Origin of the sequence: Shimia sp. NS0008-38b (assembly GCF_040370365.1) — a bacterium.
Lineage (GTDB): Bacteria > Pseudomonadota > Alphaproteobacteria > Rhodobacterales > Rhodobacteraceae > Shimia.
Genome location: NZ_BAABWQ010000003.1, coordinates 408,237 through 431,290 on the forward strand (window position 1 = coordinate 408,237; position 23,054 = coordinate 431,290).

General features: G+C 56.7%; 25 protein-coding genes. 11 read left to right on the plus strand and 14 right to left on the minus strand.

Features of this window, described 5'->3' with window-relative positions; all coding sequences use genetic code 11:
- Positions 1 to 26: 26 nt before the first annotated feature.
- Positions 27 to 827 (minus strand): alpha/beta fold hydrolase, encoded by an 801-nt coding sequence (locus tag ABWV47_RS14075; protein ID WP_502959708.1) that lies wholly within the window; start codon positions 825 to 827, stop codon positions 27 to 29.
- 61 nt (positions 828 to 888) lie between these two features.
- Here ABWV47_RS14075 and ABWV47_RS14080 point away from each other — a divergent pair, with 61 nt between their 5' ends.
- Positions 889 to 1,341 carry an NUDIX domain-containing protein gene (locus ABWV47_RS14080; protein ID WP_353312869.1) on the plus strand — a complete coding sequence of 151 codons (453 nt, stop codon included), beginning with the start codon at positions 889 to 891 and terminating at the stop codon, positions 1,339 to 1,341.
- A gap of 29 nt (positions 1,342 to 1,370) precedes the next feature.
- Here the strand turns inward: ABWV47_RS14080 and ABWV47_RS14085 are convergent, their stop codons facing one another.
- The 4 genes from ABWV47_RS14085 to ABWV47_RS14100 all read right to left on the minus strand — a co-directional run bounded on the left by ABWV47_RS14085 (position 1,371) and on the right by ABWV47_RS14100 (position 5,268).
- Positions 1,371 to 2,204, minus strand: coding sequence for a DMT family transporter (locus tag ABWV47_RS14085; protein WP_353312871.1), 834 nt, complete (start codon positions 2,202 to 2,204; stop codon positions 1,371 to 1,373).
- Between the two features lie 182 nt (positions 2,205 to 2,386).
- On the minus strand, positions 2,387 to 2,968 hold the full coding sequence (locus tag ABWV47_RS14090; RefSeq protein WP_353312873.1) for a hypothetical protein: 582 nt from the start codon (positions 2,966 to 2,968) through the stop codon (positions 2,387 to 2,389).
- Between the two features lie 104 nt (positions 2,969 to 3,072).
- A complete protein-coding gene (rsgA, locus tag ABWV47_RS14095) occupies positions 3,073 to 4,161 on the minus strand; it encodes a ribosome small subunit-dependent GTPase A (RefSeq protein WP_353312875.1) in 1,089 nt (362 codons plus the stop codon).
- Between the two features lie 222 nt (positions 4,162 to 4,383).
- On the minus strand, positions 4,384 to 5,268 hold the full coding sequence (locus ABWV47_RS14100) for an alpha/beta fold hydrolase (RefSeq protein WP_353312877.1): 885 nt from the start codon (positions 5,266 to 5,268) through the stop codon (positions 4,384 to 4,386).
- 144 nt (positions 5,269 to 5,412) lie between these two features.
- On the opposite strand from ABWV47_RS14100, the gene ABWV47_RS14105 reads away from it, so the two are divergent.
- The 6 genes from ABWV47_RS14105 (at position 5,413) to ABWV47_RS14130 (ending at position 11,068) form a co-directional block, all read left to right on the plus strand.
- On the plus strand, positions 5,413 to 6,390 hold the full coding sequence (locus ABWV47_RS14105; protein ID WP_353312879.1) for an oxidoreductase: 978 nt from the start codon (positions 5,413 to 5,415) through the stop codon (positions 6,388 to 6,390).
- 76 nt (positions 6,391 to 6,466) lie between these two features.
- The gene (locus ABWV47_RS14110; protein WP_353312881.1) at positions 6,467 to 7,384 is read left to right on the plus strand and encodes a homocysteine S-methyltransferase family protein; all 918 of its coding nucleotides are present in this window, start codon (positions 6,467 to 6,469) and stop codon (positions 7,382 to 7,384) included.
- A 70-nt stretch (positions 7,385 to 7,454) separates the two neighbouring features.
- Positions 7,455 to 8,105 carry a 2-hydroxychromene-2-carboxylate isomerase gene (locus tag ABWV47_RS14115; RefSeq protein ID WP_353312883.1) on the plus strand — a complete coding sequence of 217 codons (651 nt, stop codon included), beginning with the start codon at positions 7,455 to 7,457 and terminating at the stop codon, positions 8,103 to 8,105.
- Between the two features lie 206 nt (positions 8,106 to 8,311).
- A complete protein-coding gene (locus ABWV47_RS14120; protein WP_353312885.1) occupies positions 8,312 to 8,599 on the plus strand; it encodes a co-chaperone GroES in 288 nt (95 codons plus the stop codon).
- Between the two features lie 38 nt (positions 8,600 to 8,637).
- The gene (gene groL / locus ABWV47_RS14125) at positions 8,638 to 10,287 is read left to right on the plus strand and encodes a chaperonin GroEL (RefSeq protein WP_353312887.1); all 1,650 of its coding nucleotides are present in this window, start codon (positions 8,638 to 8,640) and stop codon (positions 10,285 to 10,287) included.
- A gap of 226 nt (positions 10,288 to 10,513) precedes the next feature.
- Positions 10,514 to 11,068, plus strand: a complete 555-nt coding sequence (locus ABWV47_RS14130; protein WP_353312889.1) for a Rieske (2Fe-2S) protein — start codon at positions 10,514 to 10,516, stop codon at positions 11,066 to 11,068.
- 201 nt (positions 11,069 to 11,269) lie between these two features.
- Here ABWV47_RS14130 and ABWV47_RS14135 read toward each other — a convergent pair whose 3' ends face one another.
- Positions 11,270 to 11,833, minus strand: a complete 564-nt coding sequence (locus ABWV47_RS14135; RefSeq protein ID WP_353312891.1) for a hypothetical protein — start codon at positions 11,831 to 11,833, stop codon at positions 11,270 to 11,272.
- A 256-nt stretch (positions 11,834 to 12,089) separates the two neighbouring features.
- On the opposite strand from ABWV47_RS14135, the gene ABWV47_RS14140 reads away from it, so the two are divergent.
- Both ABWV47_RS14140 and ABWV47_RS14145 read left to right on the plus strand, forming a co-directional pair.
- Complete coding sequence (locus tag ABWV47_RS14140; RefSeq protein WP_353312893.1) at positions 12,090 to 12,839, plus strand: helix-turn-helix domain-containing protein; 750 nt, start codon at positions 12,090 to 12,092, stop codon at positions 12,837 to 12,839.
- A gap of 69 nt (positions 12,840 to 12,908) precedes the next feature.
- On the plus strand, positions 12,909 to 13,289 hold the full coding sequence (locus tag ABWV47_RS14145; RefSeq protein ID WP_353312895.1) for a VOC family protein: 381 nt from the start codon (positions 12,909 to 12,911) through the stop codon (positions 13,287 to 13,289).
- Positions 13,290 to 13,453: 164 nt separating this feature from the next.
- Here the strand turns inward: ABWV47_RS14145 and ABWV47_RS14150 are convergent, their stop codons facing one another.
- Both ABWV47_RS14150 and ABWV47_RS14155 read right to left on the minus strand, forming a co-directional pair.
- On the minus strand, positions 13,454 to 14,206 hold the full coding sequence (locus ABWV47_RS14150; RefSeq protein WP_353312897.1) for an NAD(P)H-dependent oxidoreductase: 753 nt from the start codon (positions 14,204 to 14,206) through the stop codon (positions 13,454 to 13,456).
- A 171-nt stretch (positions 14,207 to 14,377) separates the two neighbouring features.
- The gene (locus ABWV47_RS14155; protein WP_353312899.1) at positions 14,378 to 15,040 is read right to left on the minus strand and encodes a DUF2161 domain-containing phosphodiesterase; all 663 of its coding nucleotides are present in this window, start codon (positions 15,038 to 15,040) and stop codon (positions 14,378 to 14,380) included.
- Positions 15,041 to 15,136: 96 nt separating this feature from the next.
- Here ABWV47_RS14155 and ABWV47_RS14160 point away from each other — a divergent pair, with 96 nt between their 5' ends.
- Together ABWV47_RS14160 and ABWV47_RS14165 are read left to right on the plus strand one after the other, a co-directional pair.
- The gene (locus ABWV47_RS14160) at positions 15,137 to 16,138 is read left to right on the plus strand and encodes a TraB/GumN family protein (RefSeq protein WP_353312901.1); all 1,002 of its coding nucleotides are present in this window, start codon (positions 15,137 to 15,139) and stop codon (positions 16,136 to 16,138) included.
- A 135-nt stretch (positions 16,139 to 16,273) separates the two neighbouring features.
- Positions 16,274 to 17,188, plus strand: a complete 915-nt coding sequence (locus tag ABWV47_RS14165; RefSeq protein ID WP_353312903.1) for a manganese-dependent inorganic pyrophosphatase — start codon at positions 16,274 to 16,276, stop codon at positions 17,186 to 17,188.
- Positions 17,189 to 17,261: 73 nt separating this feature from the next.
- Here ABWV47_RS14165 and ABWV47_RS14170 read toward each other — a convergent pair whose 3' ends face one another.
- The 6 genes from ABWV47_RS14170 to ABWV47_RS14195 all read right to left on the minus strand — a co-directional run bounded on the left by ABWV47_RS14170 (position 17,262) and on the right by ABWV47_RS14195 (position 23,052).
- Complete coding sequence (locus ABWV47_RS14170; RefSeq protein WP_353312905.1) at positions 17,262 to 18,158, minus strand: alpha/beta hydrolase family protein; 897 nt, start codon at positions 18,156 to 18,158, stop codon at positions 17,262 to 17,264.
- Positions 18,159 to 18,163: 5 nt separating this feature from the next.
- Positions 18,164 to 18,592 carry a MarR family winged helix-turn-helix transcriptional regulator gene (locus ABWV47_RS14175; RefSeq protein WP_353312907.1) on the minus strand — a complete coding sequence of 143 codons (429 nt, stop codon included), beginning with the start codon at positions 18,590 to 18,592 and terminating at the stop codon, positions 18,164 to 18,166.
- A 168-nt stretch (positions 18,593 to 18,760) separates the two neighbouring features.
- The gene (locus ABWV47_RS14180) at positions 18,761 to 20,698 is read right to left on the minus strand and encodes a beta-galactosidase (protein WP_353312909.1); all 1,938 of its coding nucleotides are present in this window, start codon (positions 20,696 to 20,698) and stop codon (positions 18,761 to 18,763) included.
- The gene (locus ABWV47_RS14185; RefSeq protein WP_353312911.1) at positions 20,695 to 21,555 is read right to left on the minus strand and encodes an SMP-30/gluconolactonase/LRE family protein; all 861 of its coding nucleotides are present in this window, start codon (positions 21,553 to 21,555) and stop codon (positions 20,695 to 20,697) included. Before ABWV47_RS14185 ends, ABWV47_RS14180 begins: the two co-directional genes overlap by 4 nt.
- A complete protein-coding gene (locus ABWV47_RS14190; protein WP_353312913.1) occupies positions 21,552 to 22,157 on the minus strand; it encodes a 2-dehydro-3-deoxy-6-phosphogalactonate aldolase in 606 nt (201 codons plus the stop codon). Before ABWV47_RS14190 ends, ABWV47_RS14185 begins: the two co-directional genes overlap by 4 nt.
- Before the next feature lie 4 nt (positions 22,158 to 22,161).
- Positions 22,162 to 23,052 (minus strand): 2-dehydro-3-deoxygalactonokinase, encoded by an 891-nt coding sequence (locus tag ABWV47_RS14195; RefSeq protein ID WP_353312915.1) that lies wholly within the window; start codon positions 23,050 to 23,052, stop codon positions 22,162 to 22,164.
- Positions 23,053 to 23,054 lie beyond the last annotated feature (2 nt).

Here is a 23,054-nt window from a genome sequence, read left to right on the forward strand (position 1 = left end):
CTCCAACCACACCGGCGCGTGCCACATCAATTTTCCACTGAGCCTTCCACGTCTTGACCCTCTACCAGACGCTGTGCTTCGCGCAACGCAACCTCTGCATCGATCAAGCTCAAATCGTGGTCAAATGCCCCCTCCGTCAGAAATTCACGCACCTGCAAAATCACCAGTGGATTGTTCATCATAAACGTATGGGTCACCGGCAATACGATGTGATCCGCCATGCCGTCCACTTTGGTGCTCTCAACGGACACTTTGCCGTCATCGGGCCCTTCAATCAGGCTGCTGTAATATGGGTTCAGCGATCTGTCTCCCGCGATCACTCCCAACTCAAAGTCAACGGGTGGCAAATGCGCTGGCAACCCATCTGTGCCAAGCTGCATGCCGGCCGGGCCGCTCATCCACTCAAACGCGGGCAGAAAACTGAACTCATCGACCAACTCGCTGCCCTGATTGGGTGGCCCTAACATCACCACACGCCCCAATTCTGGCGGGCGATGGTCTTGCAACCACACACGCGTCAGAATGCCCCCCATGGAATGGGTCACAAAATGAACCTTTGTCCAGCCGCACTGTGCAACAGCCTTGGGCAAGGTGGTGTCTGCCAGCGTTGCGATCTCGTCTTCGGTTGAAGGATACCCAAGCCGCACCACTTTGAAGCCATAGCGCTCCAGCGCCAATTGCATCAGCACAAACGAGTTTTCCGTGCGCGCAAGCCCGTGCAGCAACACAACACATTCCTGCGGCGCGGACACGTTCTGTTCTTCTGCTTGCGCCACGCCGGGCAACAATAGAAAAAATATCGCAATAATTTGGCCAATCCGTCTCATACCCTTGAGATAGGCTGTCGCGCCCGTCTACAAAAGCACAAACCTTGCGGAAAGCAGTATCATGCCGACACCCCGCCTCGCCGCCCGCGCCATTATTGTGCACAACAACCGTCTCTTGCTGGTCAACGCCTACCCGGAAGGGCAAAGCGATCTGTGGTGCGCGCCCGGTGGCGGTGTGGAAAACCACAGCAGCCTACATGACAATTTGGCCCGCGAAGTGCATGAGGAGACCGGTCTCACCGTCGCTGTGGGAGCCCCCTGCCTGATCAACGAATTTCACGACCCTGAGCTCAAATTTCATCAAGTTGATCTGTTTTTCCGCTGCACCATCACGTCCGGCGCGCTGACCAGCACATGGCAAGACCCCGAAAACATCGTCTCCAAACGGCGCTTCTTCACCCGTGCCGAATTGGCGACCATAAACTTCCGCCCGCTGAGCTTGCCGGAGGTCGCATGGGACAACGAGATGCGCTATGATCCATTGGAATTGCTGCTCAAACCAAGCGCACTTTGAGCCAGCCTAAACCTGTCAGAACCGAACGTTCAGCTCTTGCGCATCGACACCAAAACGCCGCCGATCACCAAGACGGCGGCCCCTACAAATCGCATGGTCAGTGGCTCTGACAAGAACACCATCCCCCCCGCCATGGCGATCACCGGCACCGTCAATTGCGCCACCGCGGCGCGGCTTGCGCCAAGGTCTGGCAGGATTGCGTACCACAACGCATATCCAGCACCCGAGGTGATCACGCCGGACACAATCGCCAAAGCCAGACCTGCCCCTGTGATTGTGCTCTCCGCACTCAGCAGCACGAAGACGACAACGGCCACCGGCGCGGCAAAAATAAAGTTCATGGCTGTGGCTTGTGTCGCGTCCACCTCTTTGCGCCCTTGCAACGAGTAGAGCCCCCAACCAAACCCAGCCAAAGCCATCGCACCTGCATGAGTGACAGAGATCGCGGCACCATCGCCCGGAGTAAGCAGCCAGACCAATCCGGCCAAAGCCAAGCCCGCGCCCAGCCAGCGCGCGGTTGGCACCGCTTCTCGCGCGGCGATCGCACCGCCAAACATGGTCATCTGCACCACGCCAAATAGGATCAGCGCGCCCAAGCCTGCGTCCAACCCACGGTAGGCCAGCGAAAACCCGAAAATATAGATCAGCAACCCCGCCACTGACACACCGCGCCCAGCGCCGCCAAAAGCAAATCCACGGTTTTGCCACACGACAAGCGCCGCCAAGGCCACGGCGCCCGCCACCAGCCGCACAACGCCAAAACTCAGCGCGTCCATGTCTCCCGTGCCCACGGCGGCCCGGTTCAGCACAGAGTTCGCCGCAAACGCCATCATCGTGACGGTGGTTAAGAACAAAAGTTTCATCGGGCCTAGGTGACACGCGCGGCTAGGAGGAGCAAGCCTTCCCAGCCGCGCGCTGGCCCTCAGACGACGGCAGGACCAACCCCGACGCCTGATTGGCCAGGCCTTGAACAAAATGATACCGCTTTAAGAAGCACCGCGAAGAACGGGGTACGGTGCCGCTCAGCTGGGGGAGCCCAAGCAGGTTAATTTTGTTCGGCCATGACTTGCCGCGCAAATTGCCGATCTCTGGCTTTTTCACTCAGCCAAATCGCCATATAGCGGTCTCGAATGTCACGATGGCGCAATGTGCATGTTTGAGCACCATTGACCCAAAAATTCAGCGCATCTTTGGATTTTGGCGCAGCAACAATGCGATCTCCGGGGCGGATATCGCGGTAACAAACCGTCAGTTTTTCAAGGATATCAGTATGATCAGACTGAGGCCCTTCAATGCGCTTTAGTTCGTTGAGAGACGCTTTGATCAGAACCCCCCGCTTTATTTTGCGGGCATATTCAATTTCCAACGCATACAGACCCTCTCGAGAGAACCCCTGCCCGCGCGGCGCAAACATCTGCGCGTCGTAGACCTTGAGGCCCAGATAGCGAAACTGACCTGCTCCCAATGCCTGAGGTTGCCCCAACAGGCCCCGCACTTCCGGCGCGGCCTCAGGGTTTGTGTCTGCGCGTGCGCACGCCACCCATCCGATGACAAGCGCACCTGATAGTAAAACCATCAACGCGCGGTCGCGCAGTGTCGTCCTCAGAACTGCTGTCCTATGCACCATGTGATCCGCGCCTCCCGTCGCTGGTCAAGTGGGATATTTACGCGCGTAAACGGCGCACGGATCACTCCGCACGCCGACTTAGGATCACTTAAATGTGAATGTGCTCAACGCCGCCCTTTGCGGCCTTTGTGCGCTTTGGTCACAGTCTTGATCATTTTGCCGAAGTTTTTGTCATAGGCGCGCTTCTCCGCCAACGACGCGGTGTTGTGCCGCTCCTCCGCTTCCAACTTGCGCCACCGCTCCAGGCGTGCGGCGTCCAATGTGCCTGTCGCAATCGCGGCTTGCACCGCACAGCCCGGCTCGCTCTCATGCGCGCAGTCACGGAACTTACACTGGCCTGCCAGCTCCACAACATCTGCAAAAAGATCCGCCAGCCCATCACCCGCCTCTGCCAGCTGCAACTCCCGCATGCCCGGCGTGTCCAGAACCGCCAGACCGTCATCGGTGAAATGCAACTGTCGCCGCGTGGTGGTGTGTCGTCCCCGTGCATCTTCCTCACGGATCGCACCGGTTGCGGCTTGCTCGCTGCCAAACAGGGCATTCACCAGCGTGGATTTCCCCACACCAGAGGTGCCCAGAAAGGCAATTGTCTGCCCCGGCGCGCACCAGTCCGCCAGTTTCGCCAAAGGCTCTTCACTTTTGGCATTGAGCAAAACCACAGGCACGCGATCTGATATCCGCTGGGCTTCGATGACAAAGGGTTCTGTGTCTTCGCACAAATCCGCCTTTGTCAGCAAAATAACTGGCGTCACATCGGCCTCAAACGCCAGCGCCAGAAACCGTTCCAGCCGCGCAACATTGAAGTCGTTGTTGCAGCTGGTGACCACAAAGGCTGTGTCCACATTGGCCGCAATCATCTGAATGCTGCGATCATGTCCTGCCGCGCGCCGTTTAAACAGGCTCTTGCGCTCCAAAACTGCGCTGCGGCTGGGCAGCTCAGCGTCGTAGAGCAACCAATCGCCCACCGTTGCATCCGGCCCCGGCGGCACCAGCGCGTCAACACCGTCACCGCGCACTTGCAAGCCATTGCGGTGCACTTCCACCACCCGCACCGGCGGCGTCGCGGCCAAAACCTCAAGATCCGTCTGCTGCGCGAAGTATGACTGCCAGCCAAGGATATCCAACACAGTGCGCTTGGGCTGCTCTGAAGCCGCGCCACCGTTTGGCAAAAATTGGGAATAGTCCCGTGTCATTGTATATGAACTTTCATGGAGCGGCCGCACAGAATGCTTCGGCCGCAAAGTAACAGAAAAAGAAAGCGGCACAAACGATCTACTCCCGCCAAACAGGCGGAGTCTGCAATCTGGTTTGTGCAACGGGTGCGCGCTCTGTCACCCCTTATGACCGGGCCATAAAATCTCCATCAAAGTCGCATCCAAAATAGGCATGCAACCGGCTTCACACAAGCCCCGCGATCAGCTTGCGCGCCGACTGATGAAATCCTGCACCAACGCCACCATCATGGGTGCCAACTTGGGGGTGATCACGTGGCCCATTCCGTCAATGGCATGATAGTCACATCGCGGTATCAACCCGGCAATTTCCGCTCCCAAATCTGCCGGGATCAGCGCGTCATCTGTGCCGTGTATCACCTGACAAGGCACGGCAACCGAGGTCAGCCCCGCCCGGCGATCCGGGGCGGTGAGCACCGCCAAGACTTGCCGGTTGATGCCCGTGGCATCAAAGCCGCGCTCATAGGCCAGACCAGCCTGCACACGCAGTTCTGCCTCACTCATCGGAAATCCCGGGCTGCCATAGATGGCATCATCACGCACCCAATTGTCGACATATGTGTCCCGGTCTACAGGCTCTGCCAAAAGCGCTGGCAACATCTCCGCCACTTGCGCACGTGCGACCAACGGCCGTGCCGCTGTCATCACAATTGTTGCGCTCAACACCCGATCCGCATGATCCAGACACAAGATTTGTGTGATCGCACCCCCCATCGAAATCCCAAACAGATGCGCTTTCGCGATGCCCAGCGCTTCCATCACGCCCAGCACATCATCGGCCATATCATCCAGCGTATAGGCCGCGCGCATTACATCCCCGTTGGTTGCAAGCGTCGTGATCTCCTCTGCGCGGCTCGGCACGCCGCCCCTTGGGCAACGTTGCGACAATCCCACGTCGCGGTTGTCAAACAACACCACACGATATCCCAGCGCCGCCAGCCCTTCATACAATTCAACGGGCCAGTGAACCATCTGTGACCCCAGCCCTCGGATCAACACCAGCGGCACCCCCTCTTTCGGGCCATAGGTTTCCACTTCCAACATTATGCCATTGGCGCTCACTTGCATGGCCACACTCCTTTTGGGTGCGTCCAGCCTAGCCCGATCCCAAGCATTGTAAATCGCATCCCCACGCGAGTTTGGCACAATCTGCAATTGCAGCTTTAGAAAATCACACCATTTTTGCTCGAACACAGGTCCAAGGAGCCCCACATGAGTGCAGCAGATCAAGTCCCCGTCGCCTCTCCATTTCACGCCAAATCCACCGCCGCTGAGGTGCTAGCCGGTCTCGACCTCACTGGCAAAACCGCCATTGTCACCGGCGGCTACAGCGGCATCGGGCTTGAAACCACACGTGCATTGGCCGCCAAAGGTGCCAAGGTCATTGTCCCGGTGCGCACAGCAGAGAAAGCAGAAACCGCGCTGGCTGATGTTGCCGGTGACATCACGGCGGTCACAATGGATCTGGCCGACATTCCCTCCATCGCCAGCTTTGCCAACACCGTTGCGGCTGAACTCCCTCACCTTGATCTGTTAATCAACAATGCTGGCATCATGGCCTGTCCAATGGGCCGTGTCGGCCCCGGTTGGGAAAGCCAGTTCGGCGTCAATCACATGGGACATTTCGCACTGACCCAAGCCATTATGGGCCTGCTGTCTGCGGCCAAGGCGCCACGTGTTGTTACGCTTTCGTCCACAGCACATAAAATGTCCCCGGTGCGTTGGGGGGATATCCAATACATCGAAGCAGACTACGACAAATGGCAGGCTTACGGCCAAGCCAAAACCGCCAACGCCCTGTTTGCCAACGCCCTGTCGCGCCGCTTGAAGGTGACAAACGGATTGGCCTTTTCTGTGCACCCCGGTGGTATTTTCACCCCTCTACAGCGTCACTTACCGCAAGAAGAAATGATCGCGCTTGGGTGGCTGGACGATGATGGCGCGCCGTCAGAGCTGGCCAAGCAAGGTTTCAAGACGCCGGAGCAGGGCGCAGCCACCACGCTTTGGGCGGCCACCTCCCCTCTGCTTGAAGGCAAACCCGGCGTCTATTGTGAGGACTGCAACATTGCTGCGCCAACTGACCCCGACAGCCCGACCGCGCGCTTCTTTGGCGTGGATGGTCATGCCACCGATGACGAGGCCGCCGAACGGCTCTGGGAGGTGAGTGAGGCTCTGCTGCAGGACAGCTAACAGCGCGATCTAGTCCACCGGCCTCCGACGAAATGTGGTACCAACGGCAGCATGTGTTCATTTTAGAAAGCCGCAAATGCGCCGCCAGTTGCCACATGAGGGCACTCAGCTATTCCTGACTTACACAGGTATGGAAACCGATTTGATCTTCACGCAGGGCGTGGACCTTCCCGGGTTCGCGTCTTTCCCACTTTTGGAAACCGCCGAGGGGCGGCGCCGTCTTTTGTCATATGTTCAGGACTTGGCCAAACTGGCCCAAGCCACCGACATGGGGGTGATCTTTGAGAGCACCACATGGGTCGCAAACGCCGATCGCGGCCATGCCATAGGCTATCGTGCTGCCGATTTGGACAAGGCCAATCGCGACGCCATCGCCTTCTTGGTGGAGGCGCGCAGCACATTGGGCGATGTCCCAACTCTGATCAGTGCCAATATAGGCCCTCGGGCAGACGCCTACGCTCCGCAAGATCGGATGACCCCGGAGCAAGCGGCCGCCTACCACGCGACGCAAATCGCCACTTTGACCACCACCCAAGCAGATCTTATCACCGGCTATACGCTCGCCTACCCCAACGAGGCCATCGGCATTCTTCAGGCCGCCAAAGCACACAGCCTGCCCTGCATCATTGCCTTCACCGTTGAAATGGACGGGCGCCTGCCCACAGGAGACACGCTGGAAGCGGCAATCACTGCGGTTGACGCCGCCACCAATGGGTACGCCAGCTATTTTATGATCAACTGCGCGCATCCCGACCATTTCGCAGATGTTCTGACAAACGCACCTTGGGCCCATAGGGTGCAAGGCATCGTCGCCAATGCCTCTCGCTGCAGTCACGCCGAGCTGGACAACGCCACCGAACTCGATGCTGGCAACCCAACCGAATTTGGCGCGCAACTGGCCGCTCTGCGACACACCCACAGACAACTGCGTGTGCTCGGGGGCTGTTGCGGCACAGACATGCGCCATCTTGGTGAACTTGCTGGACGCCTTTGAACCACGTGCTCGGCCCACCCAGCCCGTCTGATGCGCTTGCATTCCCGATGTGCGCTGTTAGCGTCCGCGCATGACCAAACGCACCATCGAATATTTCTACTCCACGCATTCCGCCTACGCGTACCTTGGCGCCCCTCGGCTGATGGAAATCAGCCAAGCGCATGGATGCTCACTGGTCCACAGACCGTTTGAACTTTCCCCAGTGGTCGAGCAAGCGGGCGGTTTGTCCTTTGCTGGTCGCTCACAAGCCCATGTCGACTACTTCTTTGGCCGGGAAATCGAGCGATGGGCTCAATTCAGAGGTCTTGATGTCCTCGACCACCGCCCAACGCACCATGACAACGCGCTACATCTCTCAAGCGGCGTGTTAATCGCGGCCCATGCCCGCGGGCTTGATCTGGACGCGTTGTCCTTCGCGTTTCTGCAAGCCCATTGGCGCGATGACATTGATTTGGACGACGCCGACGCTCTCGCAACCGCCGCTCTCAAAGTTGGTATTGATGCAGCACCGCTGATCGACGCGGCCATGAAACCCGCCACGCAAGCAGTCTTTGAGGACAACACCCAACGCGCCAAATCCCTCAACCTGTTTGGCTCACCCACCTACATTCTGCAGGGCGAGATGTTTTACGGACAAGATCACCTAGAGCTGCTCAACCATGCGCTGACCACCCCATTCACCCCGTCTACGTTTCGCAACCCATCTGTTGCAGGGGCTTAAAAATCTGGGCGACGAGGCACTCTCACCAACGAAACTCTTTGCCGCTTTCACAGATCCTGAAAATTCTAACGCAACACCCGTTGACTCCCCTCCAAACAGCCCCTACCTCTTTCGCCGTTAGCACTCACCATCGAGGAGTGCTAATCGCCCCTTGGACAATTCGGACCGGGGCGTAGGGAGAAACTTTGAGCGAAGGAACCTCGAAGATGGCATTTACACCGCTGCACGACCGTGTGCTTGTACGCCGCGTTGAAAGCGACGAAAAAACCGCTGGCGGATTGATCATCCCCGAAAGCGCAAAAGAAAAACCAGCCGAAGGCGAAATCGTATCCGTAGGCGCAGGCCTGCGTGACGATGCCGGCAAGCGCGTCGAGCTCGACGTCAAAGCAGGCGACAAAGTTCTGTTCGGCAAATGGTCCGGCACCGAAGTCACCGTTGACGGTGAAGAGCTGCTGATCATGAAAGAATCCGACGTCATGGGCATCATCGCCTGATCGTCTGACGACAAAAATTCCAATTAGGAGCAAACAAAATGGCAAAAGACGTCAAGTTTGATACCGATGCCCGCAACGCAATGCTGCGCGGCGTAAACGTTCTGGCCGATGCGGTCAAAGTGACCCTCGGTCCAAAAGGCCGCAACGTGGTCCTGGACAAATCCTTCGGTGCACCACGCATCACCAAAGATGGTGTTTCCGTGGCCAAAGAGATCGAACTGGAAGACAAGTTCGAAAACATGGGCGCACAGATGGTGAAAGAAGTTGCTTCTCGCACCAACGACGAAGCAGGCGACGGCACAACAACCGCGACTGTTCTGGCACAAGCCATCGTCAAAGAAGGTCTGAAGCAGGTTGCAGCTGGCCTGAACCCAATGGATCTGAAGCGCGGCATCGATCTGGCAACGTCCAAAGTTGTTGAAAACATCGTTGCTTCCGCTCGCGAAGTAAAAGACAGCGACGAAGTTGCGCAGGTTGGCACCATCTCCGCCAACGGCGAAGCTGAAATCGGCCAGCAGATCGCAGACGCGATGCAGAAAGTTGGCAACGAGGGTGTTATCACTGTTGAAGAGAACAAAGGTCTGGAAACAGAAACCGATGTTGTCGAAGGCATGCAGTTTGACCGCGGCTACCTCTCCCCTTACTTCGTGACCAACGCTGACAAGATGATCGCCGATCTGGACGACTGTCTGGTTCTGCTGCACGAGAAGAAACTGTCTTCCCTGCAGCCAATGGTTCCACTGCTCGAGCAGGTGATCCAGTCTCAGAAGCCTCTGTTGATCATTGCTGAAGATGTTGAAGGCGAAGCCCTGGCAACTCTGGTTGTGAACAAACTGCGCGGCGGTCTGAAAATCGCAGCTGTCAAAGCACCTGGTTTCGGCGATCGCCGCAAAGCCATGCTGCAGGACATCGCGATCCTGACTGGTGGTCAAGTGATCTCCGAAGATCTGGGCATGAAGCTTGAGTCCGTGACTATGGACATGCTGGGCACAGCCAAGAAAATCGAAATCACCAAAGACGAGACAACCATCGTTGACGGTGCTGGCGAGAAAGCTGAGATCGAAGCACGTGTGGCTCAGATCCGCACACAGATCGAAGAAACCTCTTCTGACTACGACCGTGAGAAGCTGCAAGAGCGCGTTGCCAAACTGGCAGGCGGTGTTGCTGTGATCCGTGTTGGCGGCATGACCGAAGTGGAAGTGAAAGAGCGCAAAGATCGTGTTGACGATGCTCTGAACGCAACCCGCGCTGCTGTTCAAGAAGGCGTGATTGTTGGCGGTGGTGTTGCTCTGGTTCAGGCCGGCAAAGCACTGGCTGATCTGAAAGGCGCAAACGCTGATCAGGACGCTGGTATCGTGATCGTACGCAAAGCCATCGAAGCGCCTCTGCGTCAGATCGCTGAAAACGCGGGTGTTGACGGTGCGGTTGTTGCGGGCAAGATCCGTGAATCTGACGACAACACCTTTGGCTTCAACGCACAGACCGAAGAATATGGTGACATGTTCGCATTCGGCGTGATTGACCCAGCCAAAGTGGCACGCACAGCTCTGGAAGATGCAGCCTCCATCGCGGGCCTGCTGATCACCACCGAAGCTATGGTTGCTGACAAGCCAGCCAAAGACGGCGGCGCAGCCGGCGGCGGCATGCCCGATATGGGCGGCATGGGCGGCATGGGCGGCATGATGTAATCACAACTCCCGTCAGGGATTGTGATGGCGACAGTGCCTTGGCCCCGCAAGGGCCAAGGTCACGAAAGCCTCCGCCAGACAATTTCAAAGGGTCGCCTCCGGGCGGCCCTTTTCTGTAAATGGTGTATGAGAGACGACTAGAAAGCTTAAGGCGCTATGGCCGGTTTGAGCCCTTAGTTACCAACAAGAGTTGCGCAAATTGGATGGTTTGCTAGAGTCTTGGTCTATGAAAGAAACCAATTTTCTGTACGTCACAACAGCGTTGGCCACTTGCTTAGCTATGATGGTGGGTGGATATTTTTTGGCACGAACCGCTCAACCATCAGCAGATGTTCTGGCAGCTATGGAAGAAGCAACTCCAAGCATAAACGTAGGAGATTTTGAACCCGGAGAGGTAAGGGTTCTTAGGCTCGGCAATCTTCCAATTATCGTTTGGCGCAGAGACGAAGCCGATATGGCTTTAGCCAATAGACAAAATGACGCGTCAAGCTGGAAAGTTAAGTATTCGAGTGTCTTGGGCCGTGCCGAGCCCCTCTACGCAGAAGACGCAAATCTAACGTTGAACGGGGAATGGTTCTTTGCCGTTGCCCACGCGCCGGGAAGTCCGGGTTGGGTGCCATTGCTAAGAGCGGGAAATTTCGATGGGTTCTTTGACGTCAAATATGCGGGTCACTACGATTTGGCTGGCCGCATCAGATATCAGGGGCGAGATAACCTAACTGTTGTGCTGGCGGAATTGTCAGAAGACGGTCAGACCATTCAGCTCGACTTGCGCCAATGAGGGATATTGTGTCTTCGACTTGCTCATTTCCCTTAGATGCTTCACGTCACTATGTCCGCGCAGCAGACATCCACTGCAGCCCTCCAAAGGCATCGCCGAGTAGTCCTTTTTCTCTCTGAACCTAACGCCCGGCCTCGCCGGGCAGCCCCCGACCGCCCCCATGGGCGGGGGCTTCTCCCCCACCCGCGGTCAGGCGCAGCCCTACCGTCGCGCCATCCCCAACAAACTGCTCCACCGACGCAGCCGCATAAAACCGTTCGCGCCACCCTGCGGTGCGCTTGGTCGATATCCGGGCGGATCGCGAAACTCATCCAATGCCGCATCTCTATGAGGCCACCAATCATTGCGCCCCGAAGAGCAACGGCGCTGCTCGTTGTACGGGTCATGCGGCAGCACAAACTCGCGTGCCGAAGCGCGATACGTCTGTCCCAAGTCATCTATCAATAGCACTACGCATATCAACTCACGCACCGACACCGAACTGACTGCAACGCCGCCCTGTGCGCACCAGCCCTCCGGCATTTTACGCACAGCCAACTGGCTTTGAAATACAAGCTGATAGGCCCGTTGCTCCCGTGCAAATCGAGATGTGTCCATTGCGTCAAAAGGGGCACAAAAATCAAACCACATGCTGTGGGAGGCGGCCTTACGCACAGCATTTTGGTATTGACCTAACGCCCAGTATCCATCCAAATCGTTATTTCTGCTTACAAAAAATCCAAGGTAGCTGTTGCATATTCCTTGAAATTCACGACGCCGTGCCATGTCATTTTCCTTTCGCCAAAGATGACAAAGCCCAGCTTTGCCCCAACGAAGGATTTCGCAGGGAACGTCGGTATTCGACCGTTGTGCCTCTGTAAACCACGCACTAGCCTCCTTGCATTGATGCGCCAATTGGCAGCAGCAGCTCCACGTTCTCCATACTTAAAAGGCGGCGTGCGCTATCTGATTAAACGCCGCACCAGAAACACTTGGAAAAAACCCACGTGGCTCCGATAATCTTGTTGTGTTTCAGTATAGAATGACTGCCATGTACAACCCCAAAGGCAACAGCAAAGACCGCACCATTGGCCAGGTCCAGTTCACCGAAACCGAACCGCCAGCTCATTTGCGCGCCGTCGTGCACAGATTTTTAGAACTGCGCACCACCGCCCCGTTGCCAACAGACTACCGCTTCCATGCCCTCCCAGACGCCTGCACCTATGCGATCTTTGATCAACGTGATCCCGCCATCACCGGCATCACCCGCCTGCGTGCGTCCTCTGAGGAGCTGTCTCTGGGCCAAACCTTTCACTTCATCAACATCCGGTTCCTGCCCGGCGTCTGGCAGGGCGATCACAGCCATCTGTCTTTCGGCCTGATCAACACTCCCTACACGGGGCCATTGCCGTTGCGTGACACCAACGCTGCGCTGATCGGCCACCCACATGCGGCACAACAGGCCACGCTCACCACCTTTGTTGAACACCTCTTGGATCTTGGCCTGTTGCATCCCAACCCGGTGACCCAAGCGATCTTTGCTCAAATGGAAGACATCCATTCCGTCGCGGATATGGCGACCGCTGTCGACTACTCCCCGCGACAATTGCAGCGCTTGCTCAAGCGCACCACTGGCTTCACACCACATGACTTCCTGAAAATCCTCCGCCTGCAGCAATCCCTGCTCGGCGAACCCTCTCTGTCCTACGCGGATCAATCCCATTTTATCCACGCCTTTAAAAAAGCCACCGGCTACACGCCCGGCCAATTCAGCAAAAAATTCGATGTCTGAAATCTACAATACGCGCAGCGGCGGCTGATCTACCTGTTGTCTAGAAACACAGACAGACAGGAGCTCCCCATGACCAAAATGAACGCCATTGGCTGGTTTGACATCTACGCAGACGATCTCGACCGGGCCGTCCAATTCTATCAAACCGTTCTGGGCTGCACGCTTGAAACCATCGGCGACCCTACCGGCGAGATGCAAATGCGCGCCTTCCCAACTGAAATGTCGCAATACGGCGCAGGTGGTGCAATTTCCAAATCCCCATACGCACGCCCCGGCGCGGGTGGCACAGTGGTCTATTTCAATTGCACAGACTGCGCGGTGGAGGAGGCCCGCGTCACAGAGGCTGGCGGCCACATTCTCCGTCCAAAATTCTCCATCGGCGAGTTTGGATTTGTCACTCTGTGCCAAGACACCGAGGGCAATGTGTTTGGACTGAGTTCCCCGCAATAAGGTCAAACCCCCGACCCACAATCCATACAGCGCCCGCCCCCTCACCACGGGAGGGCGCTTTTGCAACCAACCAACCCAAAACGATGTCAGAACTTTGGGTGATGTCCTGGACAGCTGAAAAGCGGGCATGCGCGCCCTTGGCTCAGGCGCTGACCTGCCGCCTGCTAGGTGATAAACCCGCTCACGCTCTTCACCCCCGCTTTCAAACGCCCGTTCTCATCAAAATCGCTGTCCGCGTTGAACGGCAGCAGGGCCCGCTTGCCCAACCCGTCAACCAACTCCGCCTGCCCGTCCAACACGCGGCCTAGTCGCGCCTGTAACGCCGCTTCCTCAGCCCCCGCAAAATACCCATGCACGCTGTGCACAACTTCGGGCACATAGACGTCCATCCCTAGGTACCGCAGGGTGTAGGCTGATGGCCAAAGCAGCATGTTCACATCACCCTCTTTGCCACCCGGCCCGCATTCCGCTGCACTTGCACCGGTGGTCACACAAAACAGCGCGCGTTTGCCACGACACAGACCAGTGTCAAAGCGGTCCTCCACCCTGTGCAGATCGCCATGCACCAACACGCGATCAAACCAACCTTTCAACACGGCTGGTGGCGCAAACCACCAAAGCGGGAAATGGAAAATGATCAGGTCAGCGGCTTTGATCTTCTCAACCTCCGCCGCTGTATCGCGCGGTAACATGCCCTCCGCCACCGCAGCCTCATGAGCTTTGAGCGGATCAAACTGCCCCGACGGGTCTTGTCCAAAATGCCGCGCGCCCTCCACCGCATCAAACTGATGTGCAGACAAATCGCTCCACAACACCTTGTGACCTGCGGCCTCACAGGCCGCCGCCGACGCTTCAGCCCATGCGCCGTTAAACGACTTCCGGCTGGGATGGGCTAGAACGAGGAGTGTGGTGGGCATTTTGAAAATCCTGATACGGGTCTTATCCGCCCTAAACCGTTGCCAAATTTCGCGCAAGCACGGCCGGTGGTGTAACCGTTTTGACGCGGGCAACGGCGCGATCCCCCACCTCCGCGAAACAGCCGCGATACCGACGCAATACCGACGCCGTCAATCGGCCCAACACACCGGTTAACGCACCAACATGGCCACGGCGGACACTCCGGCCTCACTGAGCATATAGACACCCTTCTCAACCTTCTCAAACCAACCATAGTGATTGTCACGCATCATCGTTGTGGCTTTCTCCACACCAGTGCCTTTGACAACATCACGCCCTTTGCTGGCCCCGAATTCATTCAAGAACCGTGCGCATTTTTCAGCGTCTTGCCGGTAGACCGTAACCTTAGCCCCCTGCGTCCCGCCCACATTCGGATCGCCCTCAAGTCGTGAAAAATCCTTCAAAAGCCGCGCCTTACGCCGCTTTGACTTGCGCGGCTTAAATGGCAGTGGATCGCAATGCGCCTCAACCGCGCCGTCTGACAGACGCACCGAAAGCACCCCCAATCCAAGCCGTTTGCACAGCCCGATATTGCCGGAAAATGCTTTCCATCCCGTGCGACCTTTCCAACGCGGCACGGCCACATATACCGCATCAGTCACGGCCTGCCGCGCCACAGCTTGTTGTAACAACGTGAGTGAGAAGCCAGTTTTTAGTTCAATGATAACAGGGTCTTCTCCAGCCTTGACCGCAACGACATCTGCCGCGCCAACTTCGGCTTTAACCTCAAATCCCCGCGCCTCAAGCCAGGCTTTAATCGGGGCATATAGCTCTGTCTCTGCGATCTTGCTCATCCATTCTGTCATAGCGCCAAATGGTCAACCTGCCTACCCGCTCTTGCCGCCGTCAGCAGGGTTGTTACTGTGGCGCAACTTGACCAAGAGGCCCACATGCGCTTACTCACTAGTCTTCTGTTTCTTATATCTTTTTCGAGTTCTGTGGCCGCGAACTGCTCCGGGCCAAATCTCTTCGAACAACGGCCCGAAGCGGAGCGCACTGCCCTCATCAAGAAAGCCCAAAAGACCCCTTTTGCCGAAGGCTTGCTTTGGCAAATCGAAAAAAATGAAGTCACATCCTACATCATCGGGACCTTTCATGTGCATCTGCCAGAACACGCCGCGATGGTGGACCGCGTGCGCGGGCTATCCCCACGCCCTGAACAGCTGTTTTTGGAACTCACGGCTGAGGACCAATTGGCCTTTCAACAGCATCTTGTGAAACACCCTGAACTCTACCTTATCCAAGAGGGCGGCAGCCTAATCGACCGCCTTGGCCCCAAGCTCTGGGCCGGCGTAGTTGAACAGCTCAAGTCCCGCGGCCTCCCCCCCTTCATGGCTGCAAAATACCAGCCGTGGTTTCTCGGAATGACCTTGATGATGCCTCCGTGTGCTATGGAAATCGTGAAATCGGGCGCCAAAGGCCTCGATGTGCAAATCGAAAAGATGGCAGAAGACCGCGACCTACCCATTCATTCTTTGGACACCGTGGAAAGCCTGCTCGACATTTTGGCGGGCACGCCATTGGAACAACAACTCGACGACCTTCGTTGGAGCCTAACATTACAAGGCGATCTTGCGGCTCCAGAGATGATCCCGGCTGTGATCGACATGTATTTGACCGAACAGGTTCAGCTCATTTGGGAGGTCAATAACGCTGATTTTATAGAACAATCAGCTGACTATGATGACACGGCCCGCGTGGTTGAGATGTTGCAAGAGGTCGAAGACCAGCTGTTGATCCGCCGCAATACGACATGGGTTCAAACACTTGTGCCCGCGCTAGAGCAAACCCCGTCTTTGGTCGCTGTGGGTGCACTTCACTTGCCTGGGGAAGCTGGCGTTCTGTCACAATTGAAAAATGCTGGTTTCGCCATCACACGCCTACCTTTGTGATCAAATCAACAACGCGGCAAGGGCCAAACCGCGCCTCGAAGTCGCAGCTGCACGCGCCCCCGTGACAAAGAGTGCGTCCCCTTCTATAAGGCGCGCAACTGCACAGTTATCCGTTGTTTTTAAGGACGTCACGACATGACAATTCAAGTATTTGGCCATAAGTCTCCCGACACTGATTCCACCGGCTCTCCGATTATTTGGGCGTGGTATCTGAACGAGGTCAAAGGCGCGTCAGCCGAAGCCAAACTGCTAGGTGAACCCAACACGGAAGCCGCTTGGCTGCTGAACCGCTGGGACCTGCCGAAGCCTGCAATCATCGAAGACGTTGCGGATGATGCGGCCGTTGTGATTGTTGACACCAACAACCCAGCAGAGCTGCCTGCCAACATCAACGGCGCCGACGTTCAGGCGATCATCGACCACCACAAGCTGGTTGGCGGCCTGGAAACCAAAGGCCCCATCGACATCACCATCCGCCCGCTGGCGTGTACCGCGACCATCATGCACGATCTGATGGGCGATATCGACATGCCCGATTGGGTCAAAGGCACCATGCTGACCTGCATTCTCTCCGATACGCTGGAATTCCGCAGCCCGACCACCACGGATCACGACAAAGCTGTATCCGAAAAACTGGCTGCGGATCTGGGCATCGACATTCCGGGATATGCCGCTGAAATGTTTGCAGCAAAGTCAGACGTGTCTTCTTTCTCCGATGCAGAGCTTCTGCGTATGGACTCCAAAGAATACGAAGTTGACGGCACCAAATTCCGCGTGTCCGTGCTGGAAACCACGGCTCCATCGGTTGTGCTGGACCGCAAGGCTTCTTTGATGGAAAGCATGACCACCGTGGCCTCTGAGGACGGTGTGGATCAGGTGTTGTTGTTTGTTGTCGACATCTTGAACGAAGAAGCCACCTTGCTGGTGCCAAATGATCTGGTGAAATCCGTTGCCGCCAAATCTTTCGATGTTGAGGCGACCGGCGACAACGTTGTGCTGCCTGGTGTTATGAGCCGCAAAAAACAGATCATTCCAAACCTGAAAGTCTAATTTTAGGGTCTCTGAATTCAAAGGCCGGCCCCCAATTGGCGGCCGGCCTTTTTTGTCTCGATACCTGCTCAATCTAATTTGCTTGTGCGGACGTCGGCAAGATTCCACACGACAGCCAATCCCACAACTCTTCCCAAAGTGGTTCATGCCCTTTGCGAAACGCGCCGTCATGTCCAACCTTCTTTGACCCCAAATCAAACGGTCGCCGAACAACCAAGTGTTTCTGGCAATTGGGATAGTGAGACAACGTATCAGAACAGGCGGTTTCGGTCGCAATGGGATCATCTGACAACACCCAAGCACTGATCGGCGCCTCTACTTTGTCAAAGTGATGTGGATATCGCCCGTCAGCAAGCTCTGGTAAAAGGTAGCTGCGCCGTGCACTCCATCGCCGCCACGTCTTAAACACATCGGGCGGCAATGCTTCTCCCCCCCAAAGCCCACCAGCAGGAATGAAGCCAAAACGTGCCAAACAATACGATCCGTAGCCCCACCAAAAGAACAGTTCTATTGGCACGTTTCGCCATTTGTGAACGCCCCAATACCCACTCCCGACACCAACAAAGGCATGGCGTTCTACGTCGGATTGGGCTTCCATAAAGCCGACAAACTGCCCGCCGATGCTGTGGCCCAATGTGGTCAATGGCGCATTTGGAACGGCCTCTGCCAAACGATGCAACGCCGCAGACATGTCGTGTCGACCCCAATCCGGGTAGTCGATGCCAGAGCCAGCTAAGTCTGCTGGCTTTGAGTCACCAATCCCGCGGAAATCATATGTCAACACCGCCGCCCCGCGGGCGGCAAAATAGGCCGCCACGTGGCGGTAGATACGACGGGGGAAGCCCGTACCGGCCGAGATCAAGACGCCGACCTGTGGGTCGCCCCCCTGAAAGAGGTTGCCCGACAACAACCAGCCGTCTTCGGTCTTAATGGCCACCTCTTCAACCTGAACTGTGCTGATGTCCAACATGGCCTTCACTCCTTTGGGGGGGCTGCTTGGGCAATCAACGTTTCTGCGTTCTCTGCAACATGCCTCAGAAATCGGGCAATGATTGCCACCTCTGCTTCATCAAATGGCGCCAACATCTGCCTGTTGATATGGCGCACAACTGGCATCGTGCGTTGCAGTAAATCCAATGCGGCTGCTTGCAGATAAATTCGCACCACGCGCCTGTCTTCCAAGTCCTTTTTCCGCTGCACCAAACCACGTTCTTCCATTCTATCGATCAATCCGCTTAGGCTCGACTTTCGCACGGACAGCGACTTGGCTAGCTCCGTAGCGGTTTGGCCGTCGCGGCGGGACAAAAACAACAGAACGCCAAGTTGCGTAGACGAGAGGCCAGCGACCTGTTGCGTCTTCTTGTCTGCCGCCCGAGCGATCGCGGCATACGCCTTGTTGATCATCAAAAATATTCGAGGTTGTTGAGGCATTTTGGGTAGGATCCTAACCGTCACCTTTAATTCGTATACGAACTAATATTCAAAACAACCGCGATTCTGACTGACGTTGCGACATGCAAAAGGGCGAGAAGCATACGCCTCTCGCCCCGTTAATCACCCAAAAGGTTTGGATCAGTCAGTACTGAGATCACACGCTGCAATCGGTTCATCATCTTCAAATACAAGCACGCCACAGGCGGGCACGCGGTGCCCATCCACGATCGCGGAGAAGCTGTTGTAGTTGATGACGAACTCCAACTCACCAAATTGTCGTTTGCGTACCCCCTCTTGCATCGGAGAAGTCGCAACACCGGCATGATCACAAGCCATCGCGACAACCCGATCCCAGAGTTCATCATCAGGGAAGCTGCCCAGATACCAACGATCCTCGTGTCCCATCAGAACCGGCCCGCCATCTTGCACATGCAAACGTACTTTGGCACCGCCAGACAAGCGTTCATGCCAATGCGCAGCCATACCGCCTCCGGCAACCTGCATGCTGGCGTTCGGTGGCAGGCTTTCAATCAGCTCCACGCGCACGTCCAGTCCCGGCAAATCTGGGCGGCCCGCCGCTGGAATAAAGAAGTCTTCCGTGATGGCCCCTGTGCGTGGCCCATAAAGCCCAAGCGCACCCGCATCCGAAACGGCCTCTACCATGGCGGGATCAACCGTCGCCACGCCCGGCGCAAACACGGATTTGTAGCCCGTGAAGTCTCGTGTGTCTGGGCTGACGATGTCCACTGACAACCCCGCCCGACGCAGCCCCCGATACGCAGAAAACACCAATCGGAAATAGTCAAACCCAGCGCCTTGTGGTTGCGTTTGCCAAGCCCAATCAGAAGCGTAGTCAAACACCAATGCCACATCAGCCTGCTTGGTGTCCTGCTCTTTAAGAGACGCCAAAACTGCACCAACTGCACGCGCCTCGTCCATACCGGGCGCTTCAAACCCATCCGGTGTCTGAAGCCCCGCGTGCATCTGTTCTTGCGCAAAAGGCGCTTGCCGCCAGCGGAAATAGCTCACCACTTCAGCCCCATGCGCGAACGCTTCCAGCGACCAGAGCGCGACCATACCCGGCAAAGGTGCCGGGTTGTAGGGCGCCCAGTTCACCGGACCGGGCTGCTGCTCCATGACCCACCAACGGCCTTTGCCCACAGCACGATAGAGATCGTGGTGGAAAGCCTGCATGTCAGGATCACCTTGACGCAAGAAGCGCGCCTTATGTTCATCTGTGGCTTCTAAACGGTCCGACAAGAAGCCAATTGGGTAGCTGTCCCAGCTGGCAATATCCAAATCTTTGCCCACGTCAAAATGGTCAAACTCCAGAATCCGCCCCATGTAATTGTGGATCAGGGGCGCCGAGGTGTGTAGGCGCAAAATGTCGGTTTGCACCTTGTTGAAGGCCACCACCTGATCGGAGGAGAACCGGCGAAACGCCAGAACATGAGCTGGATTGGGCTCAGTCACGGTCAGATTTGGCAACTCGATCTGATCAAAGCTGTAGTATTCCATCGACCAAAAGATATTGCCCCACGCGTCATTCAGCGCCTCAACGGTGCCATACCGCTCTTTGCACCATGCCTGAAAAGCCACTTTAGCGGGCTCGGAGTAGCTGATGATGGTGTCGTGACACCCATATTCGTTGTCCGTCTGCCATGCCACCACATGCGGGTTCTTGCCGTAACGCTCAGCCACAATCTGTGTGATACGCGCGCTTTCTTCGCGGAACCCTGCGTGGCTAAAACAATAGTGTCGACGGGACCCAAATTTGCGTGGGTTCCCATTCTCATCCACGGCGACCATGTCAGGATGCTTGTCAACCATCCAACGGGGTGGCGTCGCGGTGGCCGTGCACATGACAACCTTCAGACCAGCAGCGCCCAGCACGTCAATCGCACGGTCCAGCCACTCCAGTGTCAATATGCCAGGCACCGCCTCCATGCGGCTCCAAGCAAATTCACCAATCCGCACCCACGAAATGCCTGCAGCCACCATATCAGCTGCATCTTTGACCCAGATGTCCTCAGGCCAGTGTTCGGGGTAATAGCAAACACCCAGTTCTTGCTTCATAAGATCACTCGTGGTTCAGCCACACCCTGTGCAACGTTCTTGATTACAAAAGTCATGCCATTTTCCGGCGCCTCATCCAGAACGTCTTGAGAGACGTCTTCGAGGGCGGTCGTCACGTAGAGATCCTTCAAATCGGGGCCGCCAAATGCGGGGCATGACGCATGCTGCCCACCAACCGAGACCGCTTTCAAAAACACCCCTTCGGGTGAATAGGCGGCCACACGCGAAGCGCCCCACTGCGCAATCCAAACGTTGCCGTCTGCGTCCGTCACAGCCCCATCAGGATTGAGCCCGTCAGCCGTCAAGTCCACGAACACCTTCGCATCATCCACAGGCCACCCGGATTGCGGATCAAGGCTTTGGCGCATCACCTGCCCCGTCGCCGTATCGGTGTAGTAGGCACAAGTGCGCACCTTATCAAAACAGATCGAGTTGGAAATCGTGACGTCCCCTACGACCTTACGCATCTCACCTTGGTAAAAGCGGTAGATCGCCCCTGCCTTGTGTTCCGCAGCTTTCCCCATGGTGCCAATCCAAAACCCGCCCCATGGGTCTGCCCGTCCGTCGTTTGACCGTGTGACAGGGTTGTCTGCTTCCAAATCAACCAGATGCTCCCGCACACCGCATGTCAAATCCATACGCCAAAGCGCGGTCTCTGATGCCACGATCAATGTGTTGTGATCCACCCAGCCCGCTGCCGAAAAAAACTCATCAAAAAGCCATTCCTGCGCGCGGCCCTCGACCTGTGTCAGCATCCGCTTCCCAAGAATATCGAACCAAAACAACTGTTCACGTTCGGGATGCCACAAAGGGCCCTCACCAAGCTCACAAACGCGATCATCGAAAACCAAAGTCATACCAATGCCTCATCATATGCGGCCACGATGGCCTCTGCTTTAGAGCGCACCTCTGCGGCAGTCATACCAGACTTATAGATAGCCGAGCCGATGCCAAATCCGTTGGCACCCGCATCTGCCCATTCTTTGAAGTTCTCAGGGCCAGCGCCCCCAACCGCGTACACTTGGCAGCCCTTTGGTAGCACCGCGCGCACCGCTTTTAAGCCATCAGGCCCCGCCATATTGCCCGGGAAAAGCTTCAACCCCGTTGCACCAGCTTTCAGAGCGGCAAAAGCCTCGGTTGGTGTGAAGACCCCCGGCCAGCTTTCCATCCCTTGGGCCACTGAATGTGCAATCACTTCGGGGTCGCAATTGGGCGAAACGATCAGCTGACCACCTGCTGATTTCACCGCATCAACCTGTGCCACGTTCAAAACTGTACCAGCGCCGACCAACGCCTTGTCACCAAACGTTTTGGCCAAAATACCAATGCTTTTGAGAGGGTCCGGCGAATTCATCGGCACCTCAATTTTGTCGATGCCAGATTCCAGAACTGCCGCTGCAACCGCTTCGACCTCCTCCGGGGTCACGCCCCGGATAATCGCAATAATCGACCGTGTCATTGATTTATCCCAAAAGGTTGCGCGCGGCTGTGAGCCCCGCAAGTGTCATTTCTTCACAATCCGCAATGTCGACCTGCGCCCCTTGCGCACGTAGGGCCGTCGCGTAAACGTCGGACAATGCACTGTCCCCAATCACCGCAATCTGTTGCCCAAGCCAATACGCACGTGATGCTGCCAACTCGGCCCCAATCAAGAGCCCTGAAAGCCGCGCGCGCAACTCCGCAGAAGGGGTGGCCAACAACAAATCGCTGGCCCGGATCGAAAACAGCTCCGCCGCAAGCGTTTCTGGGCGTGACAGAGTGACATCCATACCGGCGGCAAAAGCGTCTGCATCCCAACCGTCTTTGATCGAGTGCCGCAGGACAGATTGTTCGGACAACATCTCAAACACTTCGCCCGTCATGAAGGTGCGAAAACTCACTGCTTCATTCGCGCTCACGTGCACCCACTTGGTGTGCGTTCCCGGCAGGCACAGCACCCCGTCCCAATCGTGTTTCAGCGACAGAAACCCACCAACTTGTGTCTCTTCCCCCCGCATCACATCCGCAGGTTTCATCTGTTTCAGACCAGGTACGACGAACACACGCAAACGCGCATCGGTGTCGGGCACTTGAATAGGCTGGGGCGCCAATGCAGGCGCTGGCACTTCTGAGTAAGGAGCCTCGACCCACCCTTGGCGCGCGCCAACCATTCCGCAGGCAATCACATCGGTTTGACCTGCACCAAGCCAATCCTCGACAAGCTCCAACAGCGCGGTCTCAAACTCTGGCTTGGCGAGTTTGGACATGCCCTTGTCGGAGTGCGCTGTGGCCAGCACCTCGCCGCCAGACATGGCCCACACCCGCAATTTGGAGGTGCCCCAGTCTACCGCGATCCATTCTGCTTGCGTTGTCATCA

What these genes read in the sequence shown, in the direction of transcription:
- ABWV47_RS14075 (WP_502959708.1), bottom strand. Translation starts at nt 827, where the DNA reads ATGAGACGGATTGGCCAAATTATTGCGATATTTTTTCTATTGTTGCCC.
- ABWV47_RS14080 (WP_353312869.1), top strand. Translation starts at nt 889, where the DNA reads ATGCCGACACCCCGCCTCGCCGCCCGCGCCATTATTGTGCACAACAAC.
- ABWV47_RS14085 (WP_353312871.1), bottom strand. Translation starts at nt 2,204, where the DNA reads ATGAAACTTTTGTTCTTAACCACCGTCACGATGATGGCGTTTGCGGCG.
- ABWV47_RS14090 (WP_353312873.1), bottom strand. Translation starts at nt 2,968, where the DNA reads ATGGTGCATAGGACAGCAGTTCTGAGGACGACACTGCGCGACCGCGCG.
- rsgA (WP_353312875.1), bottom strand. Translation starts at nt 4,161, where the DNA reads ATGACACGGGACTATTCCCAATTTTTGCCAAACGGTGGCGCGGCTTCA.
- ABWV47_RS14100 (WP_353312877.1), bottom strand. Translation starts at nt 5,268, where the DNA reads ATGCAAGTGAGCGCCAATGGCATAATGTTGGAAGTGGAAACCTATGGC.
- ABWV47_RS14105 (WP_353312879.1), top strand. Translation starts at nt 5,413, where the DNA reads ATGAGTGCAGCAGATCAAGTCCCCGTCGCCTCTCCATTTCACGCCAAA.
- ABWV47_RS14110 (WP_353312881.1), top strand. Translation starts at nt 6,467, where the DNA reads ATGCGCCGCCAGTTGCCACATGAGGGCACTCAGCTATTCCTGACTTAC.
- ABWV47_RS14115 (WP_353312883.1), top strand. Translation starts at nt 7,455, where the DNA reads ATGACCAAACGCACCATCGAATATTTCTACTCCACGCATTCCGCCTAC.
- ABWV47_RS14120 (WP_353312885.1), top strand. Translation starts at nt 8,312, where the DNA reads ATGGCATTTACACCGCTGCACGACCGTGTGCTTGTACGCCGCGTTGAA.
- groL (WP_353312887.1), top strand. Translation starts at nt 8,638, where the DNA reads ATGGCAAAAGACGTCAAGTTTGATACCGATGCCCGCAACGCAATGCTG.
- ABWV47_RS14130 (WP_353312889.1), top strand. Translation starts at nt 10,514, where the DNA reads ATGAAAGAAACCAATTTTCTGTACGTCACAACAGCGTTGGCCACTTGC.
- ABWV47_RS14135 (WP_353312891.1), bottom strand. Translation starts at nt 11,833, where the DNA reads ATGGCACGGCGTCGTGAATTTCAAGGAATATGCAACAGCTACCTTGGA.
- ABWV47_RS14140 (WP_353312893.1), top strand. Translation starts at nt 12,090, where the DNA reads ATGACTGCCATGTACAACCCCAAAGGCAACAGCAAAGACCGCACCATT.
- ABWV47_RS14145 (WP_353312895.1), top strand. Translation starts at nt 12,909, where the DNA reads ATGACCAAAATGAACGCCATTGGCTGGTTTGACATCTACGCAGACGAT.
- ABWV47_RS14150 (WP_353312897.1), bottom strand. Translation starts at nt 14,206, where the DNA reads ATGCCCACCACACTCCTCGTTCTAGCCCATCCCAGCCGGAAGTCGTTT.
- ABWV47_RS14155 (WP_353312899.1), bottom strand. Translation starts at nt 15,040, where the DNA reads ATGAGCAAGATCGCAGAGACAGAGCTATATGCCCCGATTAAAGCCTGG.
- ABWV47_RS14160 (WP_353312901.1), top strand. Translation starts at nt 15,137, where the DNA reads ATGCGCTTACTCACTAGTCTTCTGTTTCTTATATCTTTTTCGAGTTCT.
- ABWV47_RS14165 (WP_353312903.1), top strand. Translation starts at nt 16,274, where the DNA reads ATGACAATTCAAGTATTTGGCCATAAGTCTCCCGACACTGATTCCACC.
- ABWV47_RS14170 (WP_353312905.1), bottom strand. Translation starts at nt 18,158, where the DNA reads ATGTTGGACATCAGCACAGTTCAGGTTGAAGAGGTGGCCATTAAGACC.
- ABWV47_RS14175 (WP_353312907.1), bottom strand. Translation starts at nt 18,592, where the DNA reads ATGATCAACAAGGCGTATGCCGCGATCGCTCGGGCGGCAGACAAGAAG.
- ABWV47_RS14180 (WP_353312909.1), bottom strand. Translation starts at nt 20,698, where the DNA reads ATGAAGCAAGAACTGGGTGTTTGCTATTACCCCGAACACTGGCCTGAG.
- ABWV47_RS14185 (WP_353312911.1), bottom strand. Translation starts at nt 21,555, where the DNA reads ATGACTTTGGTTTTCGATGATCGCGTTTGTGAGCTTGGTGAGGGCCCT.
- ABWV47_RS14190 (WP_353312913.1), bottom strand. Translation starts at nt 22,157, where the DNA reads ATGACACGGTCGATTATTGCGATTATCCGGGGCGTGACCCCGGAGGAG.
- ABWV47_RS14195 (WP_353312915.1), bottom strand. Translation starts at nt 23,052, where the DNA reads ATGACAACGCAAGCAGAATGGATCGCGGTAGACTGGGGCACCTCCAAA.